The 15,776-nt window shown below is 39.9% G+C and carries 12 protein-coding genes and 1 pseudogene; 8 read left to right on the top strand and 5 right to left on the bottom strand.

Annotation, left to right across the window (positions count from 1 at the left end):
* The first annotated feature begins 2 nt into the window (after positions 1–2).
* From AC2CZC_RS26465 to AC2CZC_RS26450, 4 genes are all read left to right on the top strand, one after another.
* Entirely contained in the window at positions 3–443 is a 441-nt protein-coding gene (locus AC2CZC_RS26465) for a WapI family immunity protein (protein WP_484585326.1), read from the top strand.
* Between the two features lie 125 nt (positions 444–568).
* A protein-coding gene (locus AC2CZC_RS26460) for an IS3 family transposase (protein ID WP_484585325.1) occupies positions 569–1,719 on the top strand; the annotation gives its coding sequence in 2 pieces (ribosomal slippage) (positions 569–839 and positions 839–1,719; 1,152 coding nt in all).
* Between the two features lie 500 nt (positions 1,720–2,219).
* Entirely contained in the window at positions 2,220–3,647 is a 1,428-nt protein-coding gene (locus AC2CZC_RS26455; RefSeq protein ID WP_484585324.1) for a hypothetical protein, read from the top strand.
* 213 nt (positions 3,648–3,860) lie between these two features.
* Complete coding sequence (locus AC2CZC_RS26450) at positions 3,861–4,715, top strand: trypsin-like serine protease (protein WP_484585323.1); 855 nt, start codon at positions 3,861–3,863, stop codon at positions 4,713–4,715.
* Between the two features lie 41 nt (positions 4,716–4,756).
* On the opposite strand, the gene AC2CZC_RS26445 is transcribed toward AC2CZC_RS26450, so the two are convergent.
* Both AC2CZC_RS26445 and AC2CZC_RS26440 read right to left on the bottom strand, forming a co-directional pair.
* Complete coding sequence (locus AC2CZC_RS26445; protein ID WP_237136269.1) at positions 4,757–5,215, bottom strand: hypothetical protein; 459 nt, start codon at positions 5,213–5,215, stop codon at positions 4,757–4,759.
* Positions 5,216–5,457: 242 nt separating this feature from the next.
* Positions 5,458–6,216, bottom strand: coding sequence for an HAD-IIB family hydrolase (locus AC2CZC_RS26440; RefSeq protein ID WP_484585322.1), 759 nt, complete (start codon positions 6,214–6,216; stop codon positions 5,458–5,460).
* 174 nt (positions 6,217–6,390) lie between these two features.
* On the opposite strand from AC2CZC_RS26440, the gene AC2CZC_RS26435 reads away from it, so the two are divergent.
* Positions 6,391–7,161 carry an AraC family transcriptional regulator gene (locus tag AC2CZC_RS26435; RefSeq protein WP_484585321.1) on the top strand — a complete coding sequence of 257 codons (771 nt, stop codon included), beginning with the start codon at positions 6,391–6,393 and terminating at the stop codon, positions 7,159–7,161.
* A 42-nt stretch (positions 7,162–7,203) separates the two neighbouring features.
* Here the strand turns inward: AC2CZC_RS26435 and AC2CZC_RS26430 are convergent, their stop codons facing one another.
* On the bottom strand, positions 7,204–9,258 hold the full coding sequence (locus AC2CZC_RS26430) for a di-heme-cytochrome C peroxidase (protein ID WP_484585320.1): 2,055 nt from the start codon (positions 9,256–9,258) through the stop codon (positions 7,204–7,206).
* A gap of 404 nt (positions 9,259–9,662) precedes the next feature.
* Between AC2CZC_RS26430 and AC2CZC_RS26425 the strand changes: the two genes are divergently transcribed.
* Positions 9,663–10,496, top strand: coding sequence for a mechanosensitive ion channel family protein (locus AC2CZC_RS26425; protein WP_484585319.1), 834 nt, complete (start codon positions 9,663–9,665; stop codon positions 10,494–10,496).
* A 51-nt stretch (positions 10,497–10,547) separates the two neighbouring features.
* Here AC2CZC_RS26425 and AC2CZC_RS26420 read toward each other — a convergent pair whose 3' ends face one another.
* Positions 10,548–11,258 (bottom strand): TonB-dependent receptor domain-containing protein, encoded by a 711-nt coding sequence (locus tag AC2CZC_RS26420; protein WP_484585318.1) that lies wholly within the window; start codon positions 11,256–11,258, stop codon positions 10,548–10,550.
* A gap of 509 nt (positions 11,259–11,767) precedes the next feature.
* On the opposite strand from AC2CZC_RS26420, the gene AC2CZC_RS26415 reads away from it, so the two are divergent.
* Both AC2CZC_RS26415 and AC2CZC_RS26410 read left to right on the top strand, forming a co-directional pair.
* The gene (locus AC2CZC_RS26415; protein WP_484585317.1) at positions 11,768–12,223 is read left to right on the top strand and encodes a hypothetical protein; all 456 of its coding nucleotides are present in this window, start codon (positions 11,768–11,770) and stop codon (positions 12,221–12,223) included.
* A 134-nt stretch (positions 12,224–12,357) separates the two neighbouring features.
* Positions 12,358–13,873, top strand: a pseudogene (locus tag AC2CZC_RS26410) (methyl-accepting chemotaxis protein); the annotation flags it as partial.
* A 414-nt stretch (positions 13,874–14,287) separates the two neighbouring features.
* Here the strand turns inward: AC2CZC_RS26410 and AC2CZC_RS26405 are convergent.
* Complete coding sequence (locus tag AC2CZC_RS26405; RefSeq protein WP_484585316.1) at positions 14,288–15,709, bottom strand: PQQ-dependent sugar dehydrogenase; 1,422 nt, start codon at positions 15,707–15,709, stop codon at positions 14,288–14,290.
* Positions 15,710–15,776: the final 67 nt, after the last annotated feature.

Here is a 15,776-nt window from a genome sequence, read left to right as displayed (position 1 = left end):
AAGTGCAGCTATCAAATGAAAGAAGTAAACTTGAAGTAGAGATACTCGGTTATGAATTTCCTAACTCTAAGGATAAGCATGATGCAAATTGGCTATCGGTTCGAATGACAGCGTGTATTGATGGTTTGTCTTGGAGTGCTGTCGATTCTTGCCTCAGAACGTTTGAATTAGTAGAACTTCGAGATTGGTTTGAAAGTTTTGTTACAGATAGATTTACAGTTGAGGATATATCGTTTACTGAAAGTGAGTTGGGATTTTGCTTTATCAATGAAGATGAAGTACGCGTAAATCTCGATTTTGGATTTCATCCAAGCGGTAAGAATTATAACTATGATACTGATGAAGAATATGTTCTGAGCTTTAAACTAGATGAAATTAATGTTGATGATGTGTTAACTTCCTTGTCAAAGAGTATTGAAAGATTTCCAGAAAAATTCTGTTGATGTAATAGATTAATGCTACAAAGAGAAGAAACTATGACCGCCCGGAGATTGAAACGAAAAGTGATCTGCTGTAATTAAACAGGACACTTTGATAATGGAATATAATCCAATTATTGAGGTGTTAAATGACAAAAAGAACAAACAGAAGTTACACGGCTGAATTTAAACAAGAAGCCGTCGCATTAGTAACCGAGCAAGGTTATAGCGTATCTAAAGCGGCTGCGTCTTTAGGTATCACAGATAAATTACTTTATAACTGGAAAGCAAAATTTGAAGCAGAGCAATCAGGCTCGATTTTAAGTGCTGATGAGCGAGCCGAATTATTGAAGCTACGAAAGGAAGTTAAAGAGCTAAGGATGGAAAAAGAAATATTAAAAAAGGCCAGCTCCCTCCTGCTAAGGGAAACGAAGTAGCGTTTCAAACAATTCAACAGCTAGCTACAGCGTTTTCTGTGGTGAAGCTTTGCAAAATAATGAAAGTAAGCCGAAGTGCTTATTACGCTTGGCTTAAACGCCCAGCTAAGATCATTACGGCTGAGCAACTTCATTTATATCGAAGAGCTAAAGCGATATTCAAGCGAAGTCGAAATAGCTTAGGCTACCGAGAACTGCGGAAACGGTTATGCAAGGAGGGACTAAATGTTAGCGAGTATGGCGTTAAAAAGTTAATGGCTAAGCTTGGCTTAGTTGTTACCCAGCGCATAGCCTATAAGGTAACAACCAAACGCAAGCACAGTGATGCTGTTGCTGATAATTTACTGAATCAGAACTTTAATCCTGTTGCGCCTAATCAGGTATGGGCTGGTGATGTGACCTATTTAAGAACTGGCGAAGGCTGGATGTACCTAGCCATTGTTATGGACTTATATTCACGCCGTATCGTTGGTTGGCACATTGATAGACGCATGACCACAGACTTAGTGAGCAAAGCGATGATGAAAGCGTATAACTTACGCCAGCCACCAAAAGACTTGGTGTTTCACTCTGATAGAGGTTCGCAATATACCAGTAAGCATTACCGAAAACTGTTAGCTAATTACGGCATTAGAGCGAGTATGGGTGATGTCGGAGCTTGTTGGGATAATGCCGTGGTTGAACGGTTCTTCGGCAGTTTAAAACACGATTGGTTGTTGAAAGTGCCTCAGCTAACTCGTGAATATATGAGAAATGATGTGACAGCGTATATGCGCTATTACAATTTAGAGCGACTTCATACAGCTAACTGTGATCAAACGCCAGTAGAGTATGAGCAAAATTCCTTAAGAAAAGTGTCCTGATTTAGTTGCGCAGGACACTCTGTGTTTGTTGAAGTTGGCCAGCAGTCTGGAGAAGGAAAAATAATATAGCTAAAGCTCTTCGGCGCTTTTTCGTTGCCCAAAATTCATTGATACAAAGAGCATACAAATTCACCTTTAACAACTAACTCCATAGGTTATTGATTCTGGCTTCGAGCCACAGAATCCATGTTTGAACTTAGAGTGGCCTATTCGTTCAACAATACCATACGAAACCAAAAACACCTTAATGCGTCGTATCATGATAATTGAGTTTTATCCTGATATGAATAGCGCTTACCACTTTCGGTAGTTTGCGTCATCCTCTACACCTTATATAACTTATTATTATAAAGAATTTATAAGTAATGGCTTTTTATTAAATAACATAAAGGTAGGGTGGAAATATTAAATTAATATTTGCATTGATTTTTCGTAAGCTTTTTGTTGGTTTTTCATTGGTGTATATTAATTGAGGCTGGGTTTTTGTTGGTCTTGAGTTTTTGTTATCTATTTTTGTTTTATGTGGTGGTGTTTTTAATTATTATTTTTTTAATATTTGTTTTTTTGTTTTCTTTTATATCTTCTGGTTTTGTGTTATTTCTTATATGGGTTTTGATTATAAAAATAAAGAGGTAAGGATGCGAGTATCGATATTGTTTTTTTTGCTCATAATAAGCTGTATGTCAAATGCCAAGGAAGTGTTCTTTAGAGGTAGTGAGTGTACTAAGCTGCCTGAGGGGAAAGATGTTCATTTTAGAGAGAGTACGAACTTTGATAAAAAGTATTCAAAAGATGAAGCTGTCGCTGATTTAAAGAAAGCGTTACTTAATAAAGCATACGTAAAAGCTTTAAATGGCACTAGCTATCTTATTGAGTCAATTAGATTCAAGCAAGATGAAGAAAAAATAAGAGGAGGAAAGATAACTAGAAGTGCTCAGATCACTGGTTTTCTCCACCTATCCCCTATTACTGGTTGCGAGCATGGGCAAGTAATATCTACAGATGAGAGTAATAAGCTTAGCTACTTCTACAATTTCTCAAAAATCAGATTAGAAAAAGCTCAAGTGGAAACCTTGGTACAAGAGCAAATCATACCGTCTCTGAAAATCAGTGATAAGCGTATTTATGGCCTTGAATTGGGAATATCTTATCAAGATGCACTAAAACAGATTGGAAGGTTTAGCTTTGATTGGCGAGTCAATGATATGTGGCGTTTAGCGACAATAGGCCGTAATACCGTTTTGTTTTTTGAACAAGATGTGTTGGTTGGAGGGCAGTATCATAGAGACTTATTACCGACAGTTTGGAGTAATTTTATAGAAATAGCGGCAACTAAACCATTGTTAGAAGTAAATAACACAGAAATAAACATGACTTATCATGCAATGTCAGAGTCATCTCTTACTTCTTTAGAACAAAAGTATAGCTTGCTTGATTATGATCGGTTTCGTATATCAGAAGATGAAGTGGAGTTAAGGCTATCTGGTTTGGCTTTGGGTAAACTACCAAATAAAGAAGATTTATCGTTTTCTTTGGCCTGTTATGATGAGCAAAATGGGGTACAGAATTTTATAGACAAGCACCTGAGTTCGTTACCTAAGTTTTACAGCCAAACAGGTGAATTAGGCGTTTTAACAGGATGCAATCAGGTCTTATATTTATGGAATGATAAGAGTTTTAAGTCTTTGCTATTATCGGAGCGTGCAAATTTTAATAGTACTCAACTTATCCATGCTAACTTGCTGAGTAAAGGGTTTTCCGATTGGTCTTTTTATGGTGTTGAATATTTAAAAGGTATTCAATCAAATAATGCATTAACAATAGAGCATTCTGAAGATGATGTATACGATGTTAAGGCAGGTAGCTGGCAAGGTTACTTTGTGGCGGATGAGGGGCTGGCTTTTCAAGGGCAATTTTATTTTCAGTAAGTAGTCACTGGTTTAAAAGTATTTTGTTATCTTAGTAAGTTACTCTTAGTTATTTTAGGAGTAACTTATATTGTAAATTAAATGCCCGATATTTCTATTATAAAAATTCTTAGGTTGTAATGTTTTTTATGCTGTTTGTAATCTGGGTTTTCTAACTTTAATTTAAACATCTACTATGTATAAATTTAATTTATATACCTAATAAGGAAGGTTATGAAGTATATATTATTGTCACTCGTGCTCATTAGTTATAACGCAAGTGCTATTCTTATTCGCCATGATATGGAAGATAAGCAATATTTAGCGCAACCATCGGATTTTCCTGCACTTACAACTTTTTATATTGATGGTGCACATGGTTCGTTAATTAAGCCAAATTGGATAATTACCGCAGCGCATACAACATTTTGTTTGAAGCCGGGTACAAAGATAAAAACAACTCAAGGTAGTGCAATAGTTAAACGTCTGCATGTTCACCCTAAACACACTCCAGGTGTCAGTCATGATATTGCTTTAGTTGAGCTTTCTGAGCCAATTCATAAGATTAGTCCAGCGAAGTTATACCAAAAAACAAATGAGGCTGGACGAGATATTTGGTTTATTGGTATCGGCGGAACAGGTAATGGAATGACCGGGGTAACGGTAGATAATTATGACAATAAAGGTGTGCTTAGAAAGGCACAAAACCGAGTTGAGCAAGCCAAGGGGCCAATCTTAACATTTAAATTTGATAACGGAGAATCAGCATTGCCTTTGGAGGGGATCTCTGGCGGTGGTGACAGCGGCGGACCTGCGTATTTCAAACAGGGAAATGACTATTACGTTATGGGTTTAAGCTCTCGCTATGGCGGTGGGCCTTCAGAAAAGTATAACAGTTTGGAGGTCTACTCACGTGTTTCTTATTTTATGCCATGGATAAATGGAGTAATGACCGATCCTGAGAACTCAATTAAGTCGGGTAAGAGCCTTGATAAGTTAAAACACCTTCCGGGTGGGCTAAAACCATCTGATTTACCAAGCCTATGTAAAGATATACTTTTTAGTGAAAAAGAGTTACGAGCGATTTAGCAAGAGGCAGTAAGTTGGCCTGCACTTGCAAGCCAACATGCTTATTGTAGTTTTTGGAGGTTCATTTGCGGGTGATTTTGCATGACTTTGTTTAGTGTTTCTTGTTGACTATCATCAATTTCAACATGCAACACTAATGGGTGGTGTTCGCCTTGTGTTGAATCCTTGCACATCATGTAATATCTGACTAAATCTGTTCCAATCAATCCGCTCACCCAAAGACTAAACATCCCTAGGATCACCGTACCTATTATCGCGGCTGTCGGTGGGATCAGCACCCACGCTACGGCACAATATGCTGCTGTGATGATAGTGAACAACACCATTAACTCTGATTTCATAAGGTGGACTATATGATTTGTCAAACAATCATGTAAGGGGTGGGGCTTATCATCGCAAATTGCACTGATATCTTCATTGTCAACATGCAGTGATTCTAGTTCGTCTTGGGTATCACGAAAGGCTTCATAGTCGTGACCTTTAATAACATAGTGGCTCATACAACCTCCCATCTAGATTTATTAGCAATACGTGTTTATTACGAGATAGGTTTACTATTAGACAAAAATGCTTCTTAGGTAAACAGTGGAGGAGTTGACTTTGAGTTGCGCTAGCGTGTTGGAATGTCCGGCGAATGTAAATAGGTGATTCTTACATTTAACTTAGATGTTTAGCATGGTTAGTAACATCAAAATTGATACTCAGATATGAGAGCGTGAGTACACGCTCAATTCATTGTGGATCAAGCAGGTAAGTAAACAAATTTAGCAATCTCATCGAGGTGTGTGATCAGCGAATCTTGATTCAACTGTGTAAAGTCACGGCTTAAGGTGATTAAATCTCCAACCACATATGCTTTTTTGGCTGCTTCCAACATAGCAATGTCATTTTGATCATTACCCATGCAAATCGTGTGATTCATATCGAGGCCAATTCGTAAAAGCGCATTAAGCTTGTTACTGTTTTTAGGCACCACATCAAAACTATGATAGCCATTGTGGTGATATACGTCATAATCACTCAAAACGGTTGTGAGAAACGTTTTGACTTCTTCATGTCGGTGCTCTTCAAGCACCAAAAGCTTCACAATAGGTTGCTGCCTAGCTGATTGATTGCACACAGGATCTCTACCCAGCTTTTTGACGTCCTGATGAAAATGATGTGGCGTGGTGGAAATGGCATATTCTTCAAGACCATCGTAAAGGTACGCAATGTTTTCTCTATCCAACCAGTCCAAGACTTCAACAATTTCATCTTTGTCAAAGTGCAAAGCGTCTATGACCTGCCTATTTTTGCTTATCATGGCGCCATTACAGCCTATTATCTGATGATCCCAAAATGGTTTTGCAATGACTGGCAGTGTATCCCTTAAGGGGCGTGCAGTTGCGAAAAAGACAGTCGCCCCTTGCTGTTCAATTTTTTGCAGTGCGTCAGTTACGGCATCTTGCATTGGTTTACCATGAAAAATTAACGTACCATCCAGGTCGAATACGACATTCATTACTTTACATCCCGTTATTTGAGTTGCGTTTACTTTGCCAAAAACGCACACTACTAATTTATTTATTGGTTCATTTTTTTAAGGTTTTAGCTCATTAATCAAATTAAACCAGCACCTGTTCGTTTTTCCGTCAACGAGTCTGTCAGTGTTAAACATATTCAAAATAGTCCACTGTTGTTTGAATGGCATCAACATGATTGCTATGAGTTAATTTTAACTTTAGGCGCAAATGGAAAGCGATTTTTAGCGGATGATGTACATATATTTGAGTCTATTGACTTGGCATTAATTTTACCAACAGAGCCGCATACTTGGGATAACACTGAGCAGCAAGCACCTGTGGGTGATGTGGTGGTTGTGTTGTGGCCAAAGTCATTATTTGCGGTTGATATTAGCGAATTGGAAGCCATACAAGCTTGGCTAAACGGGCTAGAACAAGGCTGTGTGTTCTCAAAAGACACTGCACTCAAAGTCAAAGAGTACATGTTTGAGATGAACACGGCGAGTGCACTTAAGAGACTAACATTGCTAAGCGAAGTGTTGTTCATATTGATGCAGGCGAAAGTAATGCAGAGCGCTTCTGTCAATGCATCTGCTAGAAATGTAGCTAGAATGTCACCGATATTGGAACTATTGAAAAGTCGTATTGCGTGTTTACCTAGCCTACCAGAATTGGCTGGGGAGGTTAATTTGAGCGTCGCTACGCTCAAGAGGCTGTTTAAAAGCAGTTTGGGGATTAGTTATACACAGTATTGCCTGACGCTTAGGTTGAAGCGGGCAAAGCATTTACTTGCGACAACTGCTTTGCCTATCGGCGTGGTAGCATATCGATGCGGATTTAACAGCAGTGCTTACTTTAACCAGTGTTATAAAAAGCATGAAGGCATGACGCCAAGTGCATTTCGCAAGCAATTCGCATGGCGAAAACGCATTGTACGGCGCTAGCCTCCTAACTTTTGCAAATCATATGGTATGCGCGTGTTTTAATTACAGTGTTTTTAGGTATTCTATCAGCGCCATTTTTTCTTCATGGCTGAGTTTTTTACCTATTTTCCCTACCACCGTTTTATTATCAGTAAAGGCATGACCGCTATTGTGGTTTCCTGCTTGGCGCGTATCCAATATGAAATATCCATTTTGATAGTCATCAGTTTGATTGGCAGGTTGCAGATCAAATCGCTGGTTGAGCGTATTCACATGTTTACCTTGAGAGATGCCCACATTGATTGGGTCAAACTCTAGCCCACCAAGCTCAACAAAAGTGGGTCTTTCATGCGGTTCAGATAACAAGCTATAAAGATTGGGAACGGACCCATTGTGAAGGTAAGGCGCTGTTGCCCATATTCCATTGAGTGGGCGTGCTTTGTAAGCAAAGCTATGTCTGAGGCAATTTGGTCGGCCGCCCTCAAGTTTCTGCTGCCACTCACCACTTGTATAGTTTTGTCTAAACCATTGTTGATTGGTTTCTTCAACCACAGCACCCAGTGCAAGGGCAAAGTTACTTGTTGCGCTGTCTTTTACCGTGACAAACTGTAAATCTTCACGCATGTTTGTGGTTTTTTGCTGATCATCTACGTATACACATAAGTCAGTATCAAGGCCAAGTTGCTTGGTATTGACGGTGCGATTAGGAAGCACTTCAGCTTGCGCTGGATCTGTGCCAATGTATGCCAAGTCAACGAGTTTTAGCGCTAGGTATTTCAAATCAGTTTCTTGCACTTTTCCATCTTGTTCATAACTGATTTTCTTCCAATGATCTTGCCAAAAATCAGGGCTATCCATAGGGGGTAAGTGGCAACTTTGGCAGTTTTGTTTGTATAGCTCCTTGCCTTTGGCAGCTAATGTTGTGTCTATTGCAGGCAGGCTGTCCGGCCATTTAGGGGCCTTTAGCCCATTGATTTTACCAAGCTCACCGGGAGTGTAATCCTTTAACGGGTATTCACCTGCCAACCAGTGCTCAATGTCATAAAGAGATTTAATTGGGATAGAGCTTGCGAAAGTGGCGGGTTGCTGTAATTGGTTAGTAGGGATCTGCATATCAACATAGGCTGCGACACCCAATGCTTCGCCAGCATTTCGAATTAGCGGCTGCATAATTGAGCCATCATATTGAACCCAATCAAACCAAGATGTGGTCCATATATGCGGATAATTTACCGGTGCTTCTATTGGATTATAGTTTTCAGGTCGGTCCATGTTGTCAGCAAATACCTTGTTGCCAATGCGGTTGAGCGCATCTAGGCGAGTAAAGCCTTCAGTGACGTTAATGGTATCTTGCCCTTTAGCAAGCTTGGCAACGGTCTCTATGAGTGCCGCTTTGAGTTTCGCTTTACTGACTACATTGTAATTGCTACCCAGCACTTTTTGAGCGAAGCGCTCGAAGCGACCATCAAAGGGTGCAAGCTTGCTTGATAATACTGTTTGACCAATGGCTGCACCTAGAGATTTAGTGAGTAATCCCAAATCTGTCATTGCAGGGCCACCATCAACCACATATCGAGTGTTTTGATAAGTAAACTGTCCGGTGTGGCACGCTGTGCATGTAAAACCGACCGCCGTTGCCTTACGGTTTAGACCAGGCATTGGGATGCTCGAGGTTTTTGCCAAGCCCAATGGAAGTTGTAATTCAGTAGACTCTGTTTGTTCTGTATCGTTTAAGTTTATAAAACCCAATCGGTATATGTATTCAGTAAGAAAAGTTTTCTCTTCGCTAAATAAAATAAACCAAGGTGTGTTTTTCGGTGCTTCCAGTGCGACTAGCCATTCATAAGGAATTGGCAGTGTAGCTGTTCCTTGTGATGCATGGTATGGCCACTGATGGTTATAATTATCGGTGCTTGGCCAACCCGTTTGATTGATAAATTGAGTGTCAAGGTGCTGGTATTGCGGTAATTTAGGGGGAGTAAGGGCATATTTTAGTTCACTTAACGCTGATAAGGTGCGAAAAGCGGTCACAACAATGGCAAGGACAATGAGCGTAGATAGGATCCAAGGCCATTTCCTCTGCAGCCAGCCAAGTACAATTGGGTATTGATTGGACATATTATTCTCTGACGGTAGTTAAGTATTGTTAATATTTTTGCACAGCTCTATAACATGGGAAATTACAGCTGATTACAGCTAAGACGTAAAAATGATACCGTTGTGATTATAAAGTTTGTGGCCGAATATTTTATTTGTATTGTTAAATCAAAGCACTATAATTCGTATTGACTCATGCTAATGTGTACCCAGTAAACTTGTGTGGTATGAAAAAAGGAGCTTTTTACTTATAGATTATGTTGTTATTCATGTAATTTCTTTGAAATAAATACAACAGTACTTTGATTGCATTATACATTTGCTAGTAAGCAGGTCAGGTAAAAGTGTTTTAGTAATAAAAATTCATAATTAATTTCATTTTTTTAACTAAGCTTAGTTCTTTAGGTTTAATTAGTGAGGTTTCTATGGACACATTTTCGATTGATCTGCAAAAAATTATGGATTTGGTGATTGAGCATACTGTGAGCTTTGCGCCTAAACTCGCATTGGCGATTATTACGCTAATCGTAGGCTTGTGGTTAATTTCTCTTGTAGGCAGCGCCATTGATTATTTGCTTGAGAAGCGGGATTTCAACATTTCGCTGAGAAAGTGGCTCAGTAGTGTAGCGACTGTTTTACTCAAAGCATGTTTATTCATATCCGTCATTTCGATGTTAGGTGTGAAAACAACCTCTTTCATTGCCATTTTAGGTGCTGCTGGCCTTGCTGTGGGTCTCGCATTGCAAGGAAGTTTGTCAAACTTTGCCGGCGGCGTACTGATTTTGATTTTCAAACCTTTCAAAGTTGGCGATTACATTGTCGCGCAAGGTGAAGAAGGTGTCGTTGAGGCAATTGATGTGTTCTGTACGTTCTTAACGACGTTAGACAATCGACGCATCATCCTTCCTAATGGACCATTGGCGAGTGAGCAAGTAAATAATGTGACCCACGAACCAATTCGACGTGTCGATCTCAGCGTGGGAATAAGCTACAACAACAGTGTAGACGAAGCCGAAAAGGCACTATTGAATATGGCAAAAAATGACGATCGTATTTTACAAGAGCCTGCACCATTTGTTGGCGTTGTTGGCTATGGAGATAATTCGATAGATTTGACGGTGTGGGTTTGGTGTAAAACGGATGATTATTGGGATGTTTATTTTGCGACGAATCGAGCGATAAAACCAGCGCTAGACAACGCGAATGTTGCGATTCCTTATCCTCAACGAGATGTGCATATTATTGATAAAAGTGCATAAAATGAAGAGGCTGTATAGTGGGAGCGCATTACTCCCACTAAATTTTATGATTTAGAAGTTATATCTAACTGTCACAAAATAATTCTCGAATACATCTACGTTTCGGTATGCTGCACTGATAGTAAAGTCATTCGTAATGTCGTACGCTAATTCTAGTTGGTAGACAAGTTCATGCTTATCATCGGCATCTGAAATATGTTGATAACCTAGGCCTGCACTGGCTTTTAAGTTATCTAAAAGCGTAATGTGGTAATTTGCTTCAAGGCCAAATGTATTAGTATGGTCTTTATTCTCAATATGTCGATGTTCGCCGTAATAAGGAGAATGTCTGTCAGATTGGTCATTTTCGACAACGGTTTCTTTATATTCGCGGCTATAGTCATAAGTCATTCTGCCAAAAGAACTAACAAGCTCTAATACTGTACCTTGTTCTAGGGGAATGAGATAGGCTGCGCCCAAGTGCCACTGAGTAAAATCGATTTCCTCTTTTGTGTACACGTTTAAAGTGTCATTCCAATATAATCCCGAACGGGTACTATCGCGCGATGTCAAAACATACTGAGAAGAAACAACCCAGTTTTCGTTAAGCTGCTTGCTTGCTTCTACCGTAAATCCATTCAAGTGCATATGGCCATCGCCATCTTCATCTTCAATTTGAAACTTGGCGTAGCCTGCGCCAACGTAATCAAAGTTAAACGTGTCGCTAGCAAATGTTGCTGTTGAAATTAGAGCACTTGATATTGCTAAGGCAAGTAATTTCATTTTCATCCCTATAGTGTTGTTTTAATCGGCACGAATCATACTGTCTGTTATTCATAAGTAAAGTGATAACGATGAAGTTAGGAATTTTATTATTATTCTTACTTTTCAGTGATGTAGTGTTAATTCTGGCCTCACAAGTCTGCTTGTTTATTTACCAGTCATGTCACTATTTCTATTTGACTTATTTATGAAAAGTCTCGCTTTTATACTCGTGAGATACTTAAAAAAAACATAGGGCTATTAGCCAAATAGGACTGTGGTGGTCGATTTTGAATTAAAAATGGTTAGCATCAGAAATCCAAAATATACGGTATGTTGGCGTCGTACTGTTCTGTTCACTGGGGGCGTAATAACATAAGCGGCTGTTGGAAATTATGATTCTAATCATGACTATGTTTTGCACTTATAAAGTCTTTGTTTAAGCTATCAAAGCCTGAGTTTATTGAGTCTAAATAGTTATAGCCTTAGAGAGCTATATTGATAATTGCGTCCAGATGACAGGGTAAAAAATGAAACTAGAGAATGTTGTTTTTAAAGACATTGAAATAGGACAAAGTGCAATGCGTATTCGGCAAGTGAAATCGAGCGACATTCAAGGTTTGGGCATTCAGCCTGATGCTAAAAGCCTAGATCATATGGCTTTTCAAGGAACGGTGGTTCAGGGAGCCTGGACAGTTGCACAGATCACTGCGGTCATTGGCTCTCAACTTCCAGGCCCAGGTGCGGTTTATCTCTCACAAGACTTAAAATTTGCTTTGCCTGTTGTGGTAGGAGATGTAATTACCACAAAAGTGACAGTGATTGACAAAGATTTACAACATGGCTCATTGATCATCGATTGCCAATGTAGTAACCAAAGAAAGGAAGAGGTTGTGTTTGGCATTGTAAAGGTCCGTGCTCCTACTGAAGAGGCCTGTATTGAAATTAAATCGGCTAAACAGAAAGTGTTGAATTGTGCTTACTAACTCAACTTAGGGGGATTTATTAGACCAACAACATTGATTGATGAGTTTTAATCAATAAAAACCAGCAATGTGTAGCTATTGTATTATATTTTTAGAATCGTATATCAAAGGTATGGATATACCGGAAGGTAGATATGTTTGCACAGCTAAAAATATCAAGTCGCTTAGGCTTTGGGTTTTGTGTGTTGTTGCTTTTATTTAGCTGTGCAGTTCTGGTGTCTGTTCAGGCACTGAATACCGCAGCGGATGGGTTTAGGGAGTACCGCTCTTTAGCAAGGAATACAAATAATGCGGGCAGAATTCAAGCCAACCTGCTGACATTACGAATTGCTGCGCTGCATTACATCAATACCGGCAGTCATATTGCGCTCCAAGAAGAGCGCACCAGAATGTCCACTCTCAATGAGTTGCTGGTGAGTGCGCACAAAGATGCCATCAGTAAAGAGCAAATCCAAACCTTTATCGATGTAGAAAATTTGGCAAACCAATACGCCAATACCTTTCAGAAAGTGGAAGATAAAATTGCGCAGCGCAATGAGATTGTTCATGAAAGCCTGAATAAAATGGGGCCTTTGATGGAACAGGATTTGTCAAACATTTTAATTAGTGCTCGCGAAGACAATGATATGGAAGCGGCGTTTTATGCGTCTTTGGCATTGAGAAACCTACTCTTAGTGAGGCTTCATGTCATCAAGTTTTTAGATACTAATGACAGCGAAGACGTTGATGAAGTCAGCAAGGAGTACAAGGCATTTATTGTTAACTTGGAAAAGTTAGATGCGCAGCTGCAAGATGAAACTCGACGTCGACACTTTGCAAACGTCAGGCGGCTCGCCCCTAGGTATATGAATCAATTTAGTGAATTAGTCGACGTGATATTTACGCGTAACCAGCTCAAACGTGAAAAATTAGATGTGATTGGCCAGCAAGCTGCATACAAAATTGAGTCGTTAAAACTAAGTATTAAAGATCAGCAAGACACGATGGGGCCTGTACTGCAAAAAGACAATAAAGTGTCCCAGCAGTTTGTTATATCGGTCAGCGTTTTTAGCTTGCTGATCGCTATTTTACTGGCATTCATTATCTCTCGTTCTATCACAAAACCCATAAATGAGGCGGTAGAAATTGCTAATAGATTGGCAAAGGGAAATTTATATTTTAAAAGAAAAGTCACGGGGCAAAGTGAAATTGCCGATCTTATGCGCGCATTACAGGGCATGGCACAGCAATTCACTCGTGTTATCTATGAAGTTAAGCAAAGTGCAAGTGCGCTAGAGCGATTTTCATCTTTAGTTATTGATACGGCAAAAGAGATGGAGAAAACTGCAGCTTCACAGGAACGCAGTGTCACTGACACCAAATATGCTGTTGGTTCGATAAGCGACTCAATTAAATCAAATAGTGATTATGCATTGGCAACAGAGCAAGTGGCAATTAATACTGCGCAAGAGGCAAATGAAGGTGGAAAAAAGGTCAAGACAACCATTGAAGCCATGAAAAGCATCGCTGAGCAGGTAAAAATTATTGACGAGATTGCCTATCAAACAAATTTGTTGGCATTAAATGCAACCATTGAAGCGTCTCGTGCAGGTATTCACGGTAAAGGGTTTGCTGTGGTTGCCAGCGAAGTGCGCAAGCTTTCAGAGCGCTGCCAAAGTGCATCAGAGAGGATTGGTAAAAGAGCGGGGGAAAGCGTGAGTTTAGCTGAAAATGCAGGGGCGCAACTTGAAACCATTATTCCTGCGGCAAATAAAACATCGCACTTGGTGCAAAATATAATGGAAATTTCAAAGCAGCAAGAAGTAGGATTGAATCAAATCAACCAAACTGTCGAGGCGGTGGATACTGCATCTAAACGTTCAACGCAAGCGAGTAACGATTTATCCAGCTCAGTTAAGGGCATTGTCGCTTTATCAGAAAGACTGCGAACATCCGCTTCATTTTTTAAATTATCACATCAATCAATGCCTTTGCGCGGGTTAAAGTGAAGCATTGTAAGTTGAGTCTGTGACTTATAAATCAAATTATTGGGTAGTGAAGTTGTTTATTCACTACCCAATAATGTTATTTTACGGCACTGAGAGCGACGATTTTACTTTGGTTACTTTTACGGTCGTTTATAGTTATGTACAGCTCTCCTGTGGGGGCTGTTACCACATCTCTTATGCGACCAAGTCCTTTTAATATGATTTCATCATCCACAACACGGTTGTTTTTTATTCTCAGACGATGAAGTTGTTTTTTGGCAAGGCTCCCTACAAAGAGATCGCCTTCCCAGTTTTTGAATTGCGTACCTGTATAAAAATTCATGCCGGCAACAGCGATGGAAGGTGTCCACTGGTGCACTGGTAGTTGCATACCAGGTAAATCGGTGTGTGGCGTGATTGGTGAACCATCGTAATTCATGCCAAAAGTGACTTTTGGCCATCCGTAGTTGACGCCCTTACTGATGAGGTTCAGCTCATCCCCCCCTCTTGGCCCGTGTTCTGTAGACCAAACTTGGTTTGTCGTAGGATGAATGACTAGGCCTTGAGGGTTACGATTACCGTACGTCCAAATGGTTTTTAAGCTGTCTTTTTGATTATAAAAAGGGTTATCTTTGGGGATGCGTCCATCTTTGTATATGCGGTGGATTTTACCATTTTGTGTTTTTAGGTTTTGCGCGTCATCTTGGTGGCCCTCATCGCCATTGGTAAAGTATAAATAGTCTCCATCAATGGCAAAACGCGAGCCAAAGTGCCAGCCACGGTTTTTATGTGTTTGCTTGGGCGCTTCAAACAAGGTTTGTTGCTCTGCCCATTGGCCATTCTTAATTTTTCCGCGGACAACCGCTGTGATCCCAATGTCCCTATTTGCCTCATTTTTCCCTGTCTTTTTACTATATGACAAATAAATCCAACCATTTTTGAGGTAATCTGGATCTGGTAAAACATCTAATAAACCACCTTGTCCTCGGTGCCATACTTCAGGCGTGCCCTTGATCTTAGTATGCTTGCCTTTGGAGTTTAGATGCCATAGTTCACCCTCTCTTAGGGTATACAGTAAACTGCCATCTGGTAGAAAGTCCATTGCCCAAATAATGCCGCTAGTAGAGATAACTTCTCGGGTATTGACATCATGAAGTGCAGTTTTGAACTGTTTACTTAAGGTAGGAGTTTGGATTTTTGCCGTATCAGCATTGTAACTCGTTTCTCTGATATAAACGACGAGTGTACGAATGGTTTCTTCTGATAGAGCGTGTCCAAATGCGGGCATACCGCGATCTACTAGGCCGCTTTTTATGGCGTTAGTCAATGCATCATCAGAGCCATCAGTTATCCAATTAGCATCTAATAATGAACTTGCCATGGCCCCTTGCAATTGCGCTCCATGGCACGAGGCGCAATTGGTCTTATAGACATCTTCGACTTTTTCATTTGCTGATACAGCAGCTGTTGTCGTGTTCGCTACGACAAGGATACTTGCTAAATAGTTTCTCGTTTTCATTGTTATACGCACGTATTTTACTTACAGCTAATGAGTATAAATGGTTAGTAAAAATATAGAACGCTTT

The sequence above is a fragment of the Pseudoalteromonas sp. MMG033 genome, from assembly GCF_057197785.1.
Note: the sequence above shows the minus strand (reverse complement) of the source record. Positions and strands in the feature narration are given on the sequence as shown.